This window comes from Actinoplanes sp. NPDC023714 (genome assembly GCF_040639855.1).
Classification (GTDB): domain Bacteria; phylum Actinomycetota; class Actinomycetes; order Mycobacteriales; family Micromonosporaceae; genus Actinoplanes.
The window spans coordinates 213337-228396 of sequence record NZ_JBFAAR010000006.1; the positions used below are offsets into that span (position 1 = coordinate 213337).

Consider the following 15060-nt stretch of genomic DNA (forward strand, 5'->3'; position numbering starts at 1 on the left):
CTGCCCACCGTAACGTCGGCATAGGAGCAGACGGTGAGCACGAAACACGCACTCCTGGAGCATCTTTTCGACCGTTTGGCCGAACTGAAGACCCCCGATCAGACTGCCGAGGTCGTCCTCGGCGCCTACGCCGGCGACGAGCAGCTCCGCGCCGTTCTCGATGGTGCGCCCGCCGACCTGCCCGAAAGCGAGCACCAGGCACACGAGCAGCGCCACGTCTATCTGGAGCGGATCACCGTGGCGGGGTTCCGCGGCATCGGACCGGCCGCCATGCTGCACCTGCAGCCCCAGCCCGGGCTTACCCTGGTGATCGGCCGCAACGGCTCCGGCAAGTCCAGCTTCGCCGAAGCCATCGAGCTCTCCCTCACCGGCGACAGCAAGCGCTGGGCCGAGAACAACAGGATCTTCCGGGAAGGCTGGCGCAACCTGCACCACCCCTCCCCGGCCTCGATCGAGGTAACCGCCCGGTATGACGGCGACCCCGACGCAATCCGGCTGCGTCGGCGGTGGCGTGACGAAGCTACCGATCCGGACCAGGCCACTGCCGACATCCGGCACGGCACGCGGGCGCACGCGAGTATCGACGAACTCGGCTGGCGGCAGCCCCTGGAGGCCTACCGGCCGCTGCTGACCGCGAACGACCTGGGCCGGCTCATGTCGTCGCGGCCCAGCGGCCTGTTCGACGCGCTCGCCCCGCTGCTCGCCATTGAACCCGTCACCGACGCGGATGCCCTGCTCAAGTCGGTCCGCAAGGAACTCGAGGCTGGCCTAAAGGCGGTCTCTGAGCGACGAAAGGTGCTGCGGCAGGCACTGGCCGGCATCGACGACGACCGGGCCCGGGCCGCCACGAAACTCCTCGCGTCGACCCGGCCGGACCTCGACGCTCTCGACAAACTGCTGTCGTCCACCGACGACGCCGACCCGCAGGTCGCCGCGTACCGGCGGATCACGAATCTGCCCCCTCTGCCGGAGCAGGCCGAGGTCGCCTCGGTGGCCAGGGAGCTGGTCGCGGCAGCGCACGGGCTGCGCGGTGCACCGGACACCGCGGTCGTCGAAGGGCTGGCCCAGCTGCTCGAAACCGCGATCGAGCACTACGACGCGCACGGCGGCGGACCGTGCCCGCTGTGCCATGCCGGCGAGCTGGACGCGGAGTGGCGTACACAGACTGAAACGCAACTTGATCGTCTGCGTGAGGATGCGTCCGCGCGGCGCGAAGCGACGCAGGCGGTGGCCGCAGCCCGGCGCGCCGTTCAAGCCCTGCCGGTGGGGCCCGGCGTACCGACCGGCCTGCCCGATGACCTCCCCGCGGAGTTGCGCAAACAGCTGCACGCAGCCTGGACCGTCTGGAGCGGGTTGCCCGCCGGAGCCGGTCCGGAAGCCGTCGCCGCCCACCTCACCGGTACCTACCCGGCGCTCGCCGAGACCGTCGCCGCGGTCCGCGACGCCGCGGCGGCATGGCTGCAGGCACGCCACGACCAATGGCGTGATCTCGCCGCTCAGCTGCAGCAATGGCATGCGGACGCGCGTGGGACGCGGGTGTACGAGGCGCCCCTCGCGCGAGTCAATGAAGCGATCGACTGGTACAAGCCGCTCATCGGAAGTCTCCGATCGGAGCAGCTCGCGCCGTTCGCGGCGAAGTCCCAGCAGATCTGGGAGCAGCTGCGGCAGGAGAGCAACGTGGAGCTGGCCGGCATGAAGCTGGACGGCACGAGTACCCGCCGCCGGGTCGCCTTCCCGGCCACCGTGGACGGCACCGCGACCAGCGCCATGTCGGTGATGAGCCAGGGCGAGATGCAGGCTCTCGGCCTGGCCGTCTTCTTGCCGCGAGCCAGCGCAGACGCCAGCCCGTTCCGGTTCCTCATCATCGACGACCCGGTGCAGAGCATGGACCCCGCCAAGGTCGACGGGCTGGCCCGGGTGTTCGCCGAGCTGGCCACGACCCGGCAGGTCATCGTGTTCACCCACGACGACCGGTTGCCGGAGGCGGTCCGCCGGCTGGAAATCGACGCGACGATCTGGGAGGTGACACGCCGCGAGAATTCCACGGTCGAGATCCGCAAGAACATCGACCCGGTGAAGCGTTACCTCGCCGACGCGGCCGCCCTGGCCCGCACCGAGGACCTGCCGCCCGAGGTGCGAACCCCAGTAGTGGTCACGTACTGCCGGTCGGCGCTGGAGGCCCGATGCCACCAGATTGTGCGGGCCCGCCGGATCGGCCGCGGAGAACGGCACCGTGACGTGGACGCCGCTCTACAAACCGCGAAGACCACGATGCAGGTAGCGGCGCTCGCCCTCTTCGACAACGCAGATGCAGGAGGCCAGGTGTTCGGCAAACTCAACAGCGCCTATGGGCCCTGGGCTGGCAACGCGATGCGTGCCTGCAAGGAGGGCGCCCACGGAGTAGCGGTCGTCGACTCGCAGCAGCTCGTCGACGATGTGGCGCGTCTGGTGGGGAGACTCAGATGACCGCCGCCGAGACTTATCTGCTCAACGCCGTCGCTCTAATGACCAAACCAGCCACGGGGACACGAGGACTCTGGCCGCGAGCGACCTCATGGCTCCTGCGTCTGGCACTGGAAGCCGCTCTCGACCGGTATTGGCAGCAGGTTGCACCGTCTGTCGCCGCCTGCCGCAGCCGCCGGGCACAGCTGCTCATGCTGAGGCGGTACACCAGTGCCGACATGGCTAGCAGAGCCGCCTATCTGTGGTGGGCGCTGTCGCGTGCGGGCCACCATCACGGTTATGAGCTGGCACCTACGGCGACGGAGCTGAGGCATTTGCACCAGGAGGTGTCAGACATGGTCGAGGCGCTCAGCTTCGCCGCTAGTTCTAGGATTGCGGCACGGTGCGTGTAGTCACCTCTCGCGTCGTAGAGCGACGCATGCGGAAACCGCTCAGGATCCCAGCGATCACGAACCCTGCTACGCCAACGGGGTATCGAATTCGCACTACGAAACCAGCCGGCTCGGTAAGCTTTCGTGCGCGGCAGCCGGCACTCTCACGAATCTCGGCCGTTATCAGCCGTATGCCCTCGAGGGCATCATCCGTTTCGCCTGTCGGCAACGATACTTCGGGTGGATTTTTGTGGCAGTCCCGCCATGGTGTGATGGCCCGGCGTCGCCGGTTCCTCTCGTTAGGCTGCGGCCGTGACAACAAGCAATGAGTATGACGTTCTCGAACGTAAGACGTTGGTGCCCGATCCGGGACTGGTTAAGAGCCTGGGTATGCACCACACCCTTGAGTCGGCCGTGGCGGACTTGGTTGATAACAGCATCGACGCCGGCGCCAGCCGGGTTGCCATCACCTTTGAGACCGCTGATGGTGCACCGGCCGGCTTGACAGTCATTGACAATGGCCGCGGGATGACCGGCGGCCAAGTCGACGAGGCGATGCGTCTCGGTCAGCAACGAGACTACGAGAACGACGCTCAAGGGCACTACGGAGTGGGGCTGAAGGCAGCTTCGTTCAGTCACGCCGATACCTTGACAGTGTTGACGACGACCGACCTGGCCGACGTGCATGGCCGCAGATTGCATCGCAGCGACATGCAGCGCGATTACGGGTGTGACGTGCTCGTTCCTGGCGCCATACGGAAAGAGCTGGAAGGTTGCCTGGCGAGGTTCGATGCCCGATCTGGGACTGTGGTGCGGTGGTCGGACACGCGCTTCCCCCGGACTACTGCGCTAGGAAATTCGGACTGGCTGGAGGACTCCAAAACCCGCTTGAGGATGCATCTAGGCGTGATTTATCACCGCCTGCTCGCCGCTAATCGGGTGCGGATCCAGATCGGTGTCTTCGACCGGGATCTGAACGCGTACGGAGCCCCGGAGCAGGTAGCGCCGATCGATCCACTCGGTTTTGCCGCGTCAGCCGTCACCGGCTATCCCCGGGACCTCGTGGCCGTCGTCGGTGAAGTGCCTGTTCGGCTGGGATGCCACATCGTGCCACCCAAATCAAGTGGGCCCTCGTTCCGGCTATACGGGCGTGACGGAGCCGACTTTCAAGGCTTCTTCATCTATCGGAACGACCGTCTGCTCCAAGTAGGTGGGTGGAACGAGGTAACGACCGCACATCGCCATCGGGGCCTCGCCCGCGTGGTGATCGATGATTTCAGCTCCATTGCAGGCCTGGTGAGGATGAACCCGGAAAAAAGCGGCATCATCCTCTCGCATGAGCTGCAGCACGCGCTGGCTGCTGCGACCGCTCCGGAGGATGCAGGCTCGGCGGTTTCGTTCAAGGACTATCTGGAGCGAGCCGAAGCCGTGTTCATCGAGTCGCGGCAGCGGCGTCGCGTTCGCAAGCCAGTAGCTGAACCGTCGAAGGGTCTGCACGACGAGATCCGGCGGGCTATCCGGGCGGAAATCCCCATCCGGCAGGATGAGGATCCGGTCGAGATGCGCTGGCGGCGAATGCCCGCGGAAAAGTTCTTCGAGATCGACCGCGAGGCTCGGACGGTCTATTTGAATCAGCAGTACCGTCAAATGCTTACCGGCGGTAAGACCGGTCTCAGCGACGCACCGCTGATTAAGACGCTGATGTTCCTTCTCGTGGAGGAGCTTTTTAAGGGACAACACTGGGGTCCGCGAGATAAGGACTTCGCCGAGATGTGGGACAGCGTGCTCGGAACCGCCGTGCAGCTTGAGTATGCCTACCGTGAGGGAGGCAGGGGATGATGGCAAGAAGCAGCCGTCATCTTTCGCGGACGGCACTCGAGGAATACCTTGCCGACGACTCCCCGGCAGCACTCGTGGTGCCCGGAGATCCTTACTGCAGGGTGGTTATCGAGCCGGCCCGGCGGCGCATGTCGTTGCGTACGCCATACCAGCCGGAGAACACCGCATCGGTGACGGGCTTTGAGAATGTCACCACCCGCACGGTGGCCTCTGAAGGCAAGGAGTGGTCAGAACTACTCGTGCAATATGCCGGGCAGCCAGCAGAAGCATATCTGCTGGTCAGCGACGTCGCTGACCTTATGCAGATCAGCGGTCTCAGTTTTGAAAATGCCGTCCGGTCGGCGCTTTCCACTTTCGACAACCTATTGACCCGGACCCGCGGTTTATCTCCTGAAAAGCAACTGGGCCTCTACGGGGAGTTGCTCCTTCTAGAAAGCTGCTTGCGGACGCTAAAGGCAGATGAGGTGCTCGACGCTTGGCGTGGTTTCACACAGGATGAGCATGACTTTGTATTTCCTCATGCATGCTTCGAAGTGAAGACGACTCGGGCCGAGCGGCGCCGGCACCGGATTTCCGGGCTGACTCAGCTGGAGCCCTTACCCGGCGTCCCGCTCTGGCTACTATCGATACAGCTCACCTCATCCAGCCCCGGCGCGGGGCGGACCTTGGCGACCTTGATCGATAATATCCGTTCCCTTCTCGGCGCTGCGAGTCCGCGGTTCGATGCGATGATTACCCAGATTGGCTGGCGGGAACGCGACCGGCCGCTCTACGCCGACCTGCTGGCTTTGCGTTCTTCACCGGCGGCCTATCCCGCCGATGCTCGCTTTCCCATCCTCAACCGTACCGTCATTGACAACGGCTGTGTCCGGCCCGAACTAATCGTGGAAGCCACCTACACAGTCGATGTCACCTCGCTGAACGCCGGTGAGCCGCCGGCGCCGGTGGACCTTTTCGTCGAAGGGATTGGCTGACGTGGGAATATCGTTCGAAAGCTGGACGCCTGACCTGACCGCCGCGGTGGCCAGCTTGCATGAAAAAGGACCGGCGAAGTTGCTGAAGTGGGTCAACATCGACCGTGAAGATGAAGACACGGTTACCATGGAAGACCTCCGTCAACTGTTGGAGGCTCGCAACCAGCAGGGCGATCCCGCTGTCCGGCGGCTTTCGCGGGCTTTGGCGAAATGGGACTTCGACGCCGACGAGAATCGTCGCTGGGACGCCGCAGGCACACCGCCTCAGTCTATAGAGCGGCGGCAGAGGGTATACCAGTTGCTGGGTCTCTCTGCGGAAGTAGGTTCGCTACTCGACCGGATGGCGCCGGTCGTCCCGATGCGCTCGGCAGTAATCAGCACTAATTGGGATCCTTGGTACGACAAAGCACGTCCGACGGCCTCCGACTTTTACTGGTCACACTACGAGCGATACCTTGTCGAGGAACAGGGCTGGCCCGGACCGTCGGTCGAGGTGCTGGACTCGAACACCACTGACGTCGTTCGCAGGCTGGCGGATCCGACCAAAGAAGCCCAGCCTAGTAAGGGTCTGGTCGTCGGTTACGTGCAGAGCGGCAAGACAGCGAACTTCACCGGCGTCATCGCCAAGGCGATTGATGCCGGATACCGGCTGATCATCGTTATGACGGGAACCATTGAGCTGTTGCGCTCGCAGACGCAGCGGCGTCTTGATCGCGAGCTGGTCGGAGTAGAAAACCTCGGTCGTGACGTCGCCGGCACCGATGAGTCTGACGATGAATTCGACTACGCCACCGACGAGGAGTGGCTCAGCGGAAAGTTCATCAGTCACGGCAAGGATTTCCAAATGCTCGGATATCCGGGCATAGATCGGCTTACTACCCTGCACAAGGATTATCAGCGGCTGCCGCAGGGGCGCACGAGCTTCAAATTTGATCCCTTGAATCCCTCCAAGCCATTCAATGATCCCGACAACCTGATGCAGGCCAATGCCAAGCTCGTTGTCGTCAAAAAGATCAAGAGCAGCCTCGAAAAACTGGCCAAGGATCTCAAGCCACTTAAGGGTAAGTTGAACGAGATTCCTACGCTCATCATCGACGATGAGTCGGACCTCGCCTCGGTCAACACGAAAAACCCGAAGAAGACCAAGGCGAAGACCGAGATCAACCGTGCGATTACCGACCTGCTGAGGATCTGTCCCCGAGGGCAGCTGGTGATGTACACCGCCACTCCGTTCGCGAACGTCTTCGTAGACCCCGATGACGAAGATGACATCTTCCCCAAAAACTTCATCGTGTCGCTCCCGAGGCCGCCGCACTACATGGGCGTACGAGACTTCCACGATGTCGGCTGGAACAGTGAGGACGACAAGAGCGATCCTGCCTTGTCCAATGAGCGCGCTTATATCCGCCCAGTGGGTCCACCGCCGGACCCTGCTGACACGGCCCAGTTGCAGCAGCGTGAGAAGGAGATGCGCGCCGCCCTGGACTCTTTCGTCCTGGCTGGAGCTGTGAAGGTTTATCGCGAGAATGTGTCAGGCCGCCTCTACAAGCACCACACAATGCTTGTTCATGAAGCTACTGACACGCAGGCCCACCAAGACCAAGCGGACCTCGTCCGCAGGTGTTGGCGTGAGGGGCGATACGGTGAGCCTCAGGCATTAGAGCGGCTGCGCCGCCTTTGGGATGCGGACTATGCACCCGTGTGCGCCGCGCGCTCCGACGGCCATCCCGTTCCGGAAAGGTTCGAAGAGCTGCATGACCCGATCGGCGAGGCGTGCCGGCGGATCAAGGAGGTCGGGGACCCCGTCCTTGTCGTCAATAGCGACAGCGACGTGCAGGCCAACCAGCAGGCTCTCGACTTCGACCGAAACCGGGTATGGCGGGTCCTCGTTGGCGGCGCCAAGATCAGTAGAGGATTCACCGTCGAAGGCCTCACGATCTCGTTCTACACCCGCAAGGCGCTTCAGGCTGACACGCTCATGCAGGCAGGCCGCTGGTTCGGCTTCCGCCACGGGTATCGGGACCTCGTCCGGCTTTTCATCCGTCGTGATCCTGCTGATGCGCCGAATCGGGTGGATCTTTACGAGGCTTTCGAGGCTCTCATGCAAGATGAGGAGTCCTTTCGCGAGGAACTCGAGCAATACGATGGCTGGGACGAGAATGGGAAGCCGATCCTTGAACCGTGGCAGGTACCCAGCATCGTGACTCAGCACCTGCCCTACCTGCGGCCCACGAGCCGCACGAAGATGTTCAACGCCGTGATCCATAGTCGTGGCGATGCTGGCCGTCTAAAAGACCGTTACGGCCTGCCGGTTCGCGACGATCGGCGTGCCAAAAAGTCCAATTATCGTGCGGTTCTTCCGCTGCTCGCTGCGGCCACCGGAACCCAGACCTTTTTATCTACCCCAAGTAAGTCGGGATCGTACAGCTCCTTCGAAGCCCGGATCGGCGTGGTTTCCGCTGGGGAATTCATCTCAATTCTGAAGGGCTTGGAATGGCACCCGAACTATAAGGAAAAAGTATTTGCGCCTGTTCTTCGCTTCTACGAGGGGATGATCGACACCGGGCGGCTCGACGACGTCGTGGTTGTCTGGCCGAAGGTAAGCCAGATGACGCAGACCATCGAGCTTCCCGGAGTCGGCGTGGCCCAGGCGATCACCCGTAGCCGCCGGGCACTCCCTCGCCTCGACTTCGTCGGTAGCGACCCCAAGCACAGGAACGCGCTTGAACGTATCTCCGGTGCTGACGCGCTTCTCGAGGATCCGGCAGCAGACGCCTTGCGCAGCCCCACTAAGCGGCGTGGCGCGGTGCTGGTTTCCATCGCCGCAGACATCGCAAGTCTCGCGGCGTCAGACACCTGCCGCGCGATTGATCTCTCGTCTAACCCTGACGTCAGTGATCTGGCAATCTTGCTCTCTACGGTCGCCCCCGCTACAGCTACTCCGGGTGGCCGTTCAGTGATCAGCTGGGAGCCAGCTCGCAGTGGATCATCGGGTTCGCCCGTCGTTGATCGCCAGGATTAGGTGGGCTTGCCTCGCGTTACCCGCCGCCGGTGCAACACCTGGCTGCGGGTAACGCGGATCCGCCTCGGCTTCAGTTGCCGTTCAACATGCTGACTCCAGCACGGGCCTTGCGTACGTCGTTGAGCTGCATCGCCAGCTGTGCTGCGAACTCGACGCCCGCCATCCGCACCGCCAGCGCCCGCGTCGGATGGGCGTGACCGTTCCGGGTCAGCCGTGCCAGCCAGCGCTTCTCCAGCTGCCGGCGACCGACGATCGCGGCCACGCCGATGCCGATCGCACCCGCGGCCAGGGCTGCCTTGCGCTTGTCGAAGGGCGGCGGTTCCTCCTCCTCCGCATCGGTCTTCGGGACCCCGTCGGCCACCGAGAAAGGGGTGGCGCCGACGACGAGGTCGATCTCCTCGGCCGGCTCTTCCTTGGGTGCCGTCACCCAACCGACGGCCACCATCGTGGCCACCGTTCCGGCGCGTGCGAGCCTCCGCTTCGCCGGCGACAACTCGCGGGCTGCGATCCACGTGCTGCTCAGTGCCGCCTGCAGAGCCGCGAGCCCGACGGCCCGCCCATAGGAAACAGAAGCCATGGAACGACCCTAGCCTCGAAGGTCAACACCGGGAGCGCCATGACCTTCCCGCCGCGCTGGCACGGCGCCACCGTCTTCGTCCACTTGGCAGGTGGCCGCCGCAGGCGAGACCACTTGGCAGTGGCCGCCGCGGGCGAGACCACTTGGCAGTGGCCGCCGCGGGCGAGACCACTTGGCAGTGGCCGCCGCGGGCGAGACCACTTGGCAGTGGCCGCCGCAGGCGAGACCATCTGGCAGTGACCCAACGACGGGAGTCGATCGTGCTCGGGAAAGCTGCTCTGGCCATCGCGATCGCCATGGCGTGCGTAGCCTGCTCCGGCCCGTCGGCTCGCACGGCAGAGCCGACGCCCGCGCCGCCGTCGACCTCCCCGGTGATCAGCCCGGACGAGGCATCGCCCGAGACGACCAGCCCGCCTGCTCAACCCGCCGAGGCCACCACCACCACGACCACCACGACCGCCACGCCTCCGAGAAAGCCGACCGGCGACCCCGATAAGGCGAGCACCTGGCTCAACGCCCTGGCCGACTGCCCGAACGAGGGCCAGAAACCTCAAATCCAGCAGATACTCCGCAAGGACGCCACCGGCGACGGCGCCGTCGACACCCTGATCGCCCGCACCTGCGAGGCGAGCACGTCCTACATCCCGAGCACCGTGGAAATCTTCGACGGCACGAAACGGATCGCGATCCTGCTCGAGGATGTCGGCCCCACCGACCTGCCGTGGTACCGATCCATGACGGTGAATGACGAAACGGTCGCCATAGAGGCGTACGGCGTCAGCGAAGGCGGCGTCCCGGCCTGCGCCGATCTCAAACTCACCTACACCTATCGGCACGCGAACGGCGCCTTCGAGCGCACCGGCCGCAAGGAGACGAAGGTGGACGACCTCTGCCTCCCCGTGGGGTGAGATGCCCGCGACCTCAGCCCAGCAGAATGTCGGCCAGCGCCTCCGGATCGACCCGTGAAGGCGGCGGCGAACTGTCGATCGGAACAGGGGACGGCTCGGCCGGCCGTGCGATGTCGAGAACGGCCGCTTCCTCCCGTACCGAAGAAGGGGCGTAACCGGAATCACGCAGCGCGACCAGAGTCTCGGCCGGCGGCTTGCCGCTGGCGACGACGGTCGGCGCGAGGCGCACCAGATGGAGGGCGGCGAGGGCGCGCGACGCCACGATCTCGTCGAGCAGAATGGCGTCGGAACTACACAGCACGCACCCGACGGCCCGGACCTGAACGCGCCCGTGCAACCGGCCCACGTCCTTGATGAGGTATTCGAGGCCCTGAGGCACCCGATCGGCTACTTCGGCGAGTCGTGCCGTCAGCGAATCGGCGTCGGCGCCGTCGTCGAAAGCGCGCCGGACACTCGACGGCGAGAACCGCCACGTCCAGGCGCCGCCGCGGGATTCCGGATCGGCGAGCGAATCGAGCAGCGTCATCAGGGAAGCGGTCGGAGTTCCGGTGACGACGGCCGTCAGATCGTTCTGGAGAACGACCCGGGAAACGGCGGGCGGCACCATCGCGACGGCCCGTTCGCGGAGGTCCGCGCCGTCGATGAGCAGGCGGCCCAGCTCCGACATCCGGCCGTGCGCCATCAGGCCGAGCAGATGCGCCTCCCGATGGATTCCGGCGACGAAACGGTCCAGGTCCTCGGCGGCCTGCTCGGCGACCATCGGCGAATGCCACGCCACCAGAGCGGCCGCCCGCGACGGATCGCCGGAAGAGAATCGCAGCACGGCCGGCCGCAGCGCGACGAGAACCGCCGCCGACCGCCGATCCCAATCGAGCACGGACGCGCCGGCCGAAAGGGGGCAGGCCGGCATGGAAAGCCACGTCGAAACGAGCGCGACGAGCTGGGAGGCCGGTTCGAGAGCGGCGAAGTCCGGGAAAGAGGCGGACAGCGTCAATCCCTCGGCGGACGACGACACCAGCCCGCCGGCCGCCGCGATCTCCAGGGCGAAACGGGCCGCGTCCTCACCCCGGCCGATCGCCTTGGCGACCCGGCGCATCTCCTTCACGCCGATTCCGCCGTTCGCGAGAACAGCCACCGGAGTGCGGGCGAAAACGTCGGCGGCCGCCCGGAAAAGCCCCAGCACGTCGGTGGCGGCGGCGGAAGCCTCGCGCTCGACAGCGGCTTCGAAATCAGGCGGGGAAACACCTGGAAAGGGCGGCCTCGGCGAGAACGGTATGTGCCGCAGGGCAAGCGCCACCTCGGCCGGCATCTGCCCGCCGTTCCAGCCACTCGGAATGACGAGCCCGCGCTCGACCGCCCACCGCGGCGCGTCCACCGGCCGCCGCCACGACGACGGCGCGGCCGGCCGTTCCGCCGACGCGCACAGCGAATCCCGCACCGGCACCGGCGCCCGCATCACCAGGTCCCGGACGTTCTCCGGCACCGCCAGCCAGTCCGCGACGTCACTGATCAGAACCTGCTTCGACCGCCCGGTCAGCGGCGCACCGACCCGCTCCGCGATCATCCGCACCTGAGTGACGCTCAGTTGCGCCAGCAGGTCGGCGGCGCCCGGCCCGAGCCCGAACGGATGCGGCCACGCCGCCCGCAGGTGAGCGCCGCCACCGGGCCAGACCAGGCCCTTCGTGAACAGCGACGACAGCACCCCGGCGAGATCCGGGTCGTCGGCCGGGACGCACAGCAGCCCGGCCAGACGATCAACGGACCACCGGTCACCCAGCGTCGCTATCAGCTCGGCCAGCTGTAGCTCCGGAAGCGTGCACGTCTCCAGCCCGGAGGTGATCGATTCCGGTCGCAGGAGGTGCGCGGCCAGTTGCTCCAGGGAGGCCGGTGCCGGCTCTGTGACGGCCCGGGCAGCGATCAGCGCGATCAACTGCGACCGGTTCAGACCCCGCAGGTGGGCGGCGAGACGATCAGAGGCGGACACGCCGCCAACCTACGCGCGCGACCTGCCGCGAGCCAGGTGCGCTGAATCACCGCCCGCGAACACCACCTCGGGATTCTCCGCGACCGGCCCGTCCAGCAGCCGCTGCGGGACGCCGCGCAGGTGCTGCTCGAAGAACGCGAGCACGTAGGCGCGCATCAGCGAGGCGGTCCGCGCCCCGGACAGCGGCGATTCCGGATCGGGCAGCCCGGCCTGCTCGGCGAGGACCGCGATGTCGCTGAAGTCGAGGTGCGCCGTGCCGGTCACGGTGAGCCACCGCTTCCAGCCGTCGAGGCGCTGCCAGGCGCGGTCCCAGCTGGTGTCGGTGCCGCCGGGGCTGTGCGACGGCTTGCCGAGCATCAGGAACGGGCGCCCGCCGAGGCCGGTGACCGGGACGTCGGAGAAGAACGTGCCGTCCATGTTCACGCCGGCCCGGACGCGGCGGTCGGCCGCCATGGTCGTGGCGGCGGCGTTCCCGCCGATCGAGTGCCCGGCCACGCCGATGCGGCCGCTGTCGATGCGGGCGGCCCGGCGCCAGGCCGGCTTCGCGGCGGTGAGCCGGTCCAGCACGAACGAGATGTCCGCGGCCCGGTTGCCGGCGACGTCCGCGACGGCGGCGACCTCGCAGGCGACGCAGGTCAGCGTGCGCCCACCGGGGAAGGCCGTGCCGGCGGACTCGTAGGCGTGGTCGACGGAGGCGACGATGTACCCGTGCCCGGCCAGTTCCTCGGCCAGCACGGACTGGGTGTGCCGGTGCAGCGTGAACCCGGGGGAGAGCACCACGAGCGGATACCGTCCGGGGCGAGCCGGAGCCGCCGCGCGGGTATGGGTGCGGGTGGCGGCCAGCGCCTGCGCGTCGACCACCCCGGCGAGCTGCCGGTCCTCCAGGAACAGCCGCGACTCCTCGGCCGTGAGGTAGGGGTCGCGGGCCCCGAACGAACCGGTGGCCGGGTAGTACATCGACACCATCAGCTCGCGCGGCTCCGCCGGCACCCACGGGTCGTGCCGGGACCGGTCGACCAGGTGCAGGACGTCCCGGCCGACCGCGAACGGTCCGGTCGGCTGCGGAAGGGAGAACACGGGAGCGGCGACGGCCGGCGCCGCGAGGCCGAGCGCGGCCACCGTCACCAGAGCGACGGCGGCGGCGGTCCGCCGGAGGTTTGTCAGCATGGGTTCAGCAAACCCGGCGGGACCGGTCCGGCGCAGTAGCGCGCGATGGAGTTCCGGGGTATACCAGGCACTACCCCCAGGGGCCGGTCTGCCATCATCCGACGATGGGGTACGAGCTTCACATCACCAGGGCGACCGTCGCGTACGAGAGCGAGCGATTCCCGATCCTCGGCGCCGAGGTCGAGGCCCTGGTCCGCGAGCAGCCCGACCTCACGATCCCGCCCGACCTCCGCTACGTGTCCTGGGCCGGCGGCGGTCACCACCTGCTCTTCCAGGACGGCCGGCTCAGCGTCAAGGACCCCGAGCCCGCCTTCAGACGCCGCATGATCGAGCTGGCGGAGAAGCTCGACGCCTGGGTGATCGGCGACGATGCCGAGATCTACGAGTACGACGGCGTGAAGCTGACCGAACGCCGGCGCACCCACGACGTGCGCCGCCACTTCATCACCCGTGGCGACGACCGTCCGATCATCCGCGCCGACGAGTGGGCCACCCTGATCGGCGGCCGGTCCGACTTCATCACGATGTCCACCATCGAGGCGGAGCTGCCCTCCGGGACCCGCGCCATCCCGTGCCCGCCGATCGACTGCTGGACCGGCCACCCGTCGGGCCGCCCGATCCCGTTCTTCTTCAACGACGACGACCTGTTCTTTCACAACCAACAGATCGAGGTACGGGACGCCGACGGGCACACGGTCCACCTCATGAGGCAGCTCGCGGCCACCCTCGACGCCACCGTCACCGACGACCGCTGACGACGCCGGGCGGGCACGGAACCGCGCCCGCCCGCAATCGGTCAGACGCCCGCGGCGCGCACCCTCTCGTGCAACTCCGAGGCCCGGTCGATCAGCTCACCGATGCTCTCCACCGCCGCCGGCAGCGTGATGTAGACGTGGTCCGCGCCGGCCTCGGCGAGCGCCGCCACGTCCTCGGCCAGCTGCGCCACGTCGCCCGCATAGGGCGGCCGCGGGGACGCCGTCGAGGGCGTCAGATCGAGAGTGCCGATCTGTACGGTGCAGCTCACGGTGGCCGGGTCCCGGCCGATCTCCTCCGCCATCGCCCGCAGGCCCGCGAGTGACTGCTTCACCTGGGCGGGCGTCACGCCACTGGCCACCCAGCCGTCCGCGCGCCGCGCCACCCGGCGCAGTGCCCGCTCGTTGCCGGCGCCCAGCAGGATCGGGATCCTGCGGGCCGGCTTCGGGCCGATGTCGACGGTGTCGGCCTCGAAGTGCCGCGTCTTGAAGCTGACCGGATTCGGACCCCACACCTCGGCCGCGATGTCGAGGAAGTCGTCCAGGGCCCGGCCGCGCTGGTTGAGCGGCACCGCGCCGGCCGCCGCGAACTCGTCCGGCGACCAGCCCGAGCCCAGGCCCGCGACGACCCGCCCGTTGCTCGCCGCGTCGAGGGTCGCGAGTTCCCGGGCCAGCCGCAGCGGCAGGTGCAGCGGCACCACGAGCACGCCGGTGCCGAGCTCGATCCGGGAGGTCACCGCCGCCGCCGTGGCGAGCGTGACCAGGGCGTCGGCGACCCCGCGGTACCGCTCCGGCCAGGGCAGGTCCGGCACGCCGTAGAGGCCGTGCGGCCCGCTCTGGTCCTCCGGCACGAGCACCCGCTCGAACACCCACAGGCTGTCGAAGCCGATCTCCTCCATCGCCCGGGCGGCCGCGACGACGTCCTTGCCGGGAGTGAAATGCTGGAACTGGGGCAGACTGACACCGAGTTTCACCATGCGCCAACAATTCCACAAAGGATCGG

Annotated in this window: 10 protein-coding genes; 6 read left to right on the forward strand and 4 right to left on the reverse strand. The window is 66.8% G+C overall.

Annotated elements, in window-relative coordinates; translation table 11 throughout:
• Window positions 1–75 precede the first annotated feature (75 nt).
• The 4 genes from AB0G10_RS26615 (at window position 76) to AB0G10_RS26630 (ending at window position 8669) form a co-directional block, all read left to right on the forward strand.
• A complete protein-coding gene (locus tag AB0G10_RS26615) occupies window positions 76–2466 on the forward strand; it encodes an AAA family ATPase (protein ID WP_360927082.1) in 2391 nt (796 codons plus the stop codon).
• Between the two features lie 680 nt (window positions 2467–3146).
• The gene (locus AB0G10_RS26620; protein WP_360927084.1) at window positions 3147–4673 is read left to right on the forward strand and encodes an ATP-binding protein; all 1527 of its coding nucleotides are present in this window, start codon (window positions 3147–3149) and stop codon (window positions 4671–4673) included.
• A complete protein-coding gene (locus AB0G10_RS26625) occupies window positions 4670–5647 on the forward strand; it encodes a PD-(D/E)XK motif protein (RefSeq protein WP_360927087.1) in 978 nt (325 codons plus the stop codon). Before AB0G10_RS26620 ends, AB0G10_RS26625 begins: the two co-directional genes overlap by 4 nt.
• A 1-nt stretch (window position 5648) precedes the next feature.
• Entirely contained in the window at window positions 5649–8669 is a 3021-nt protein-coding gene (locus tag AB0G10_RS26630) for a Z1 domain-containing protein (protein WP_360927090.1), read from the forward strand.
• A gap of 70 nt (window positions 8670–8739) precedes the next feature.
• Here AB0G10_RS26630 and AB0G10_RS26635 read toward each other — a convergent pair whose 3' ends face one another.
• Window positions 8740–9246, reverse strand: coding sequence for a hypothetical protein (locus AB0G10_RS26635; protein WP_360927093.1), 507 nt, complete (start codon window positions 9244–9246; stop codon window positions 8740–8742).
• Between the two features lie 236 nt (window positions 9247–9482).
• Here AB0G10_RS26635 and AB0G10_RS26640 point away from each other — a divergent pair, with 236 nt between their 5' ends.
• A complete protein-coding gene (locus AB0G10_RS26640) occupies window positions 9483–10154 on the forward strand; it encodes a hypothetical protein (protein ID WP_360927096.1) in 672 nt (223 codons plus the stop codon).
• A 13-nt stretch (window positions 10155–10167) separates the two neighbouring features.
• Here the strand turns inward: AB0G10_RS26640 and AB0G10_RS26645 are convergent, their stop codons facing one another.
• Both AB0G10_RS26645 and AB0G10_RS26650 read right to left on the reverse strand, forming a co-directional pair.
• Entirely contained in the window at window positions 10168–12138 is a 1971-nt protein-coding gene (locus AB0G10_RS26645) for a helicase-associated domain-containing protein (protein WP_360927099.1), read from the reverse strand.
• 9 nt (window positions 12139–12147) lie between these two features.
• Entirely contained in the window at window positions 12148–13305 is a 1158-nt protein-coding gene (locus tag AB0G10_RS26650) for a hypothetical protein (RefSeq protein ID WP_360927101.1), read from the reverse strand.
• Between the two features lie 104 nt (window positions 13306–13409).
• On the opposite strand from AB0G10_RS26650, the gene AB0G10_RS26655 reads away from it, so the two are divergent.
• Window positions 13410–14060 carry a hypothetical protein gene (locus tag AB0G10_RS26655; RefSeq protein WP_360927104.1) on the forward strand — a complete coding sequence of 217 codons (651 nt, stop codon included), beginning with the start codon at window positions 13410–13412 and terminating at the stop codon, window positions 14058–14060.
• A gap of 41 nt (window positions 14061–14101) precedes the next feature.
• Here the strand turns inward: AB0G10_RS26655 and AB0G10_RS26660 are convergent, their stop codons facing one another.
• Entirely contained in the window at window positions 14102–15034 is a 933-nt protein-coding gene (locus AB0G10_RS26660) for a TIGR03619 family F420-dependent LLM class oxidoreductase (protein WP_360927107.1), read from the reverse strand.
• Between the last annotated feature and the right edge of the window lie 26 nt (window positions 15035–15060).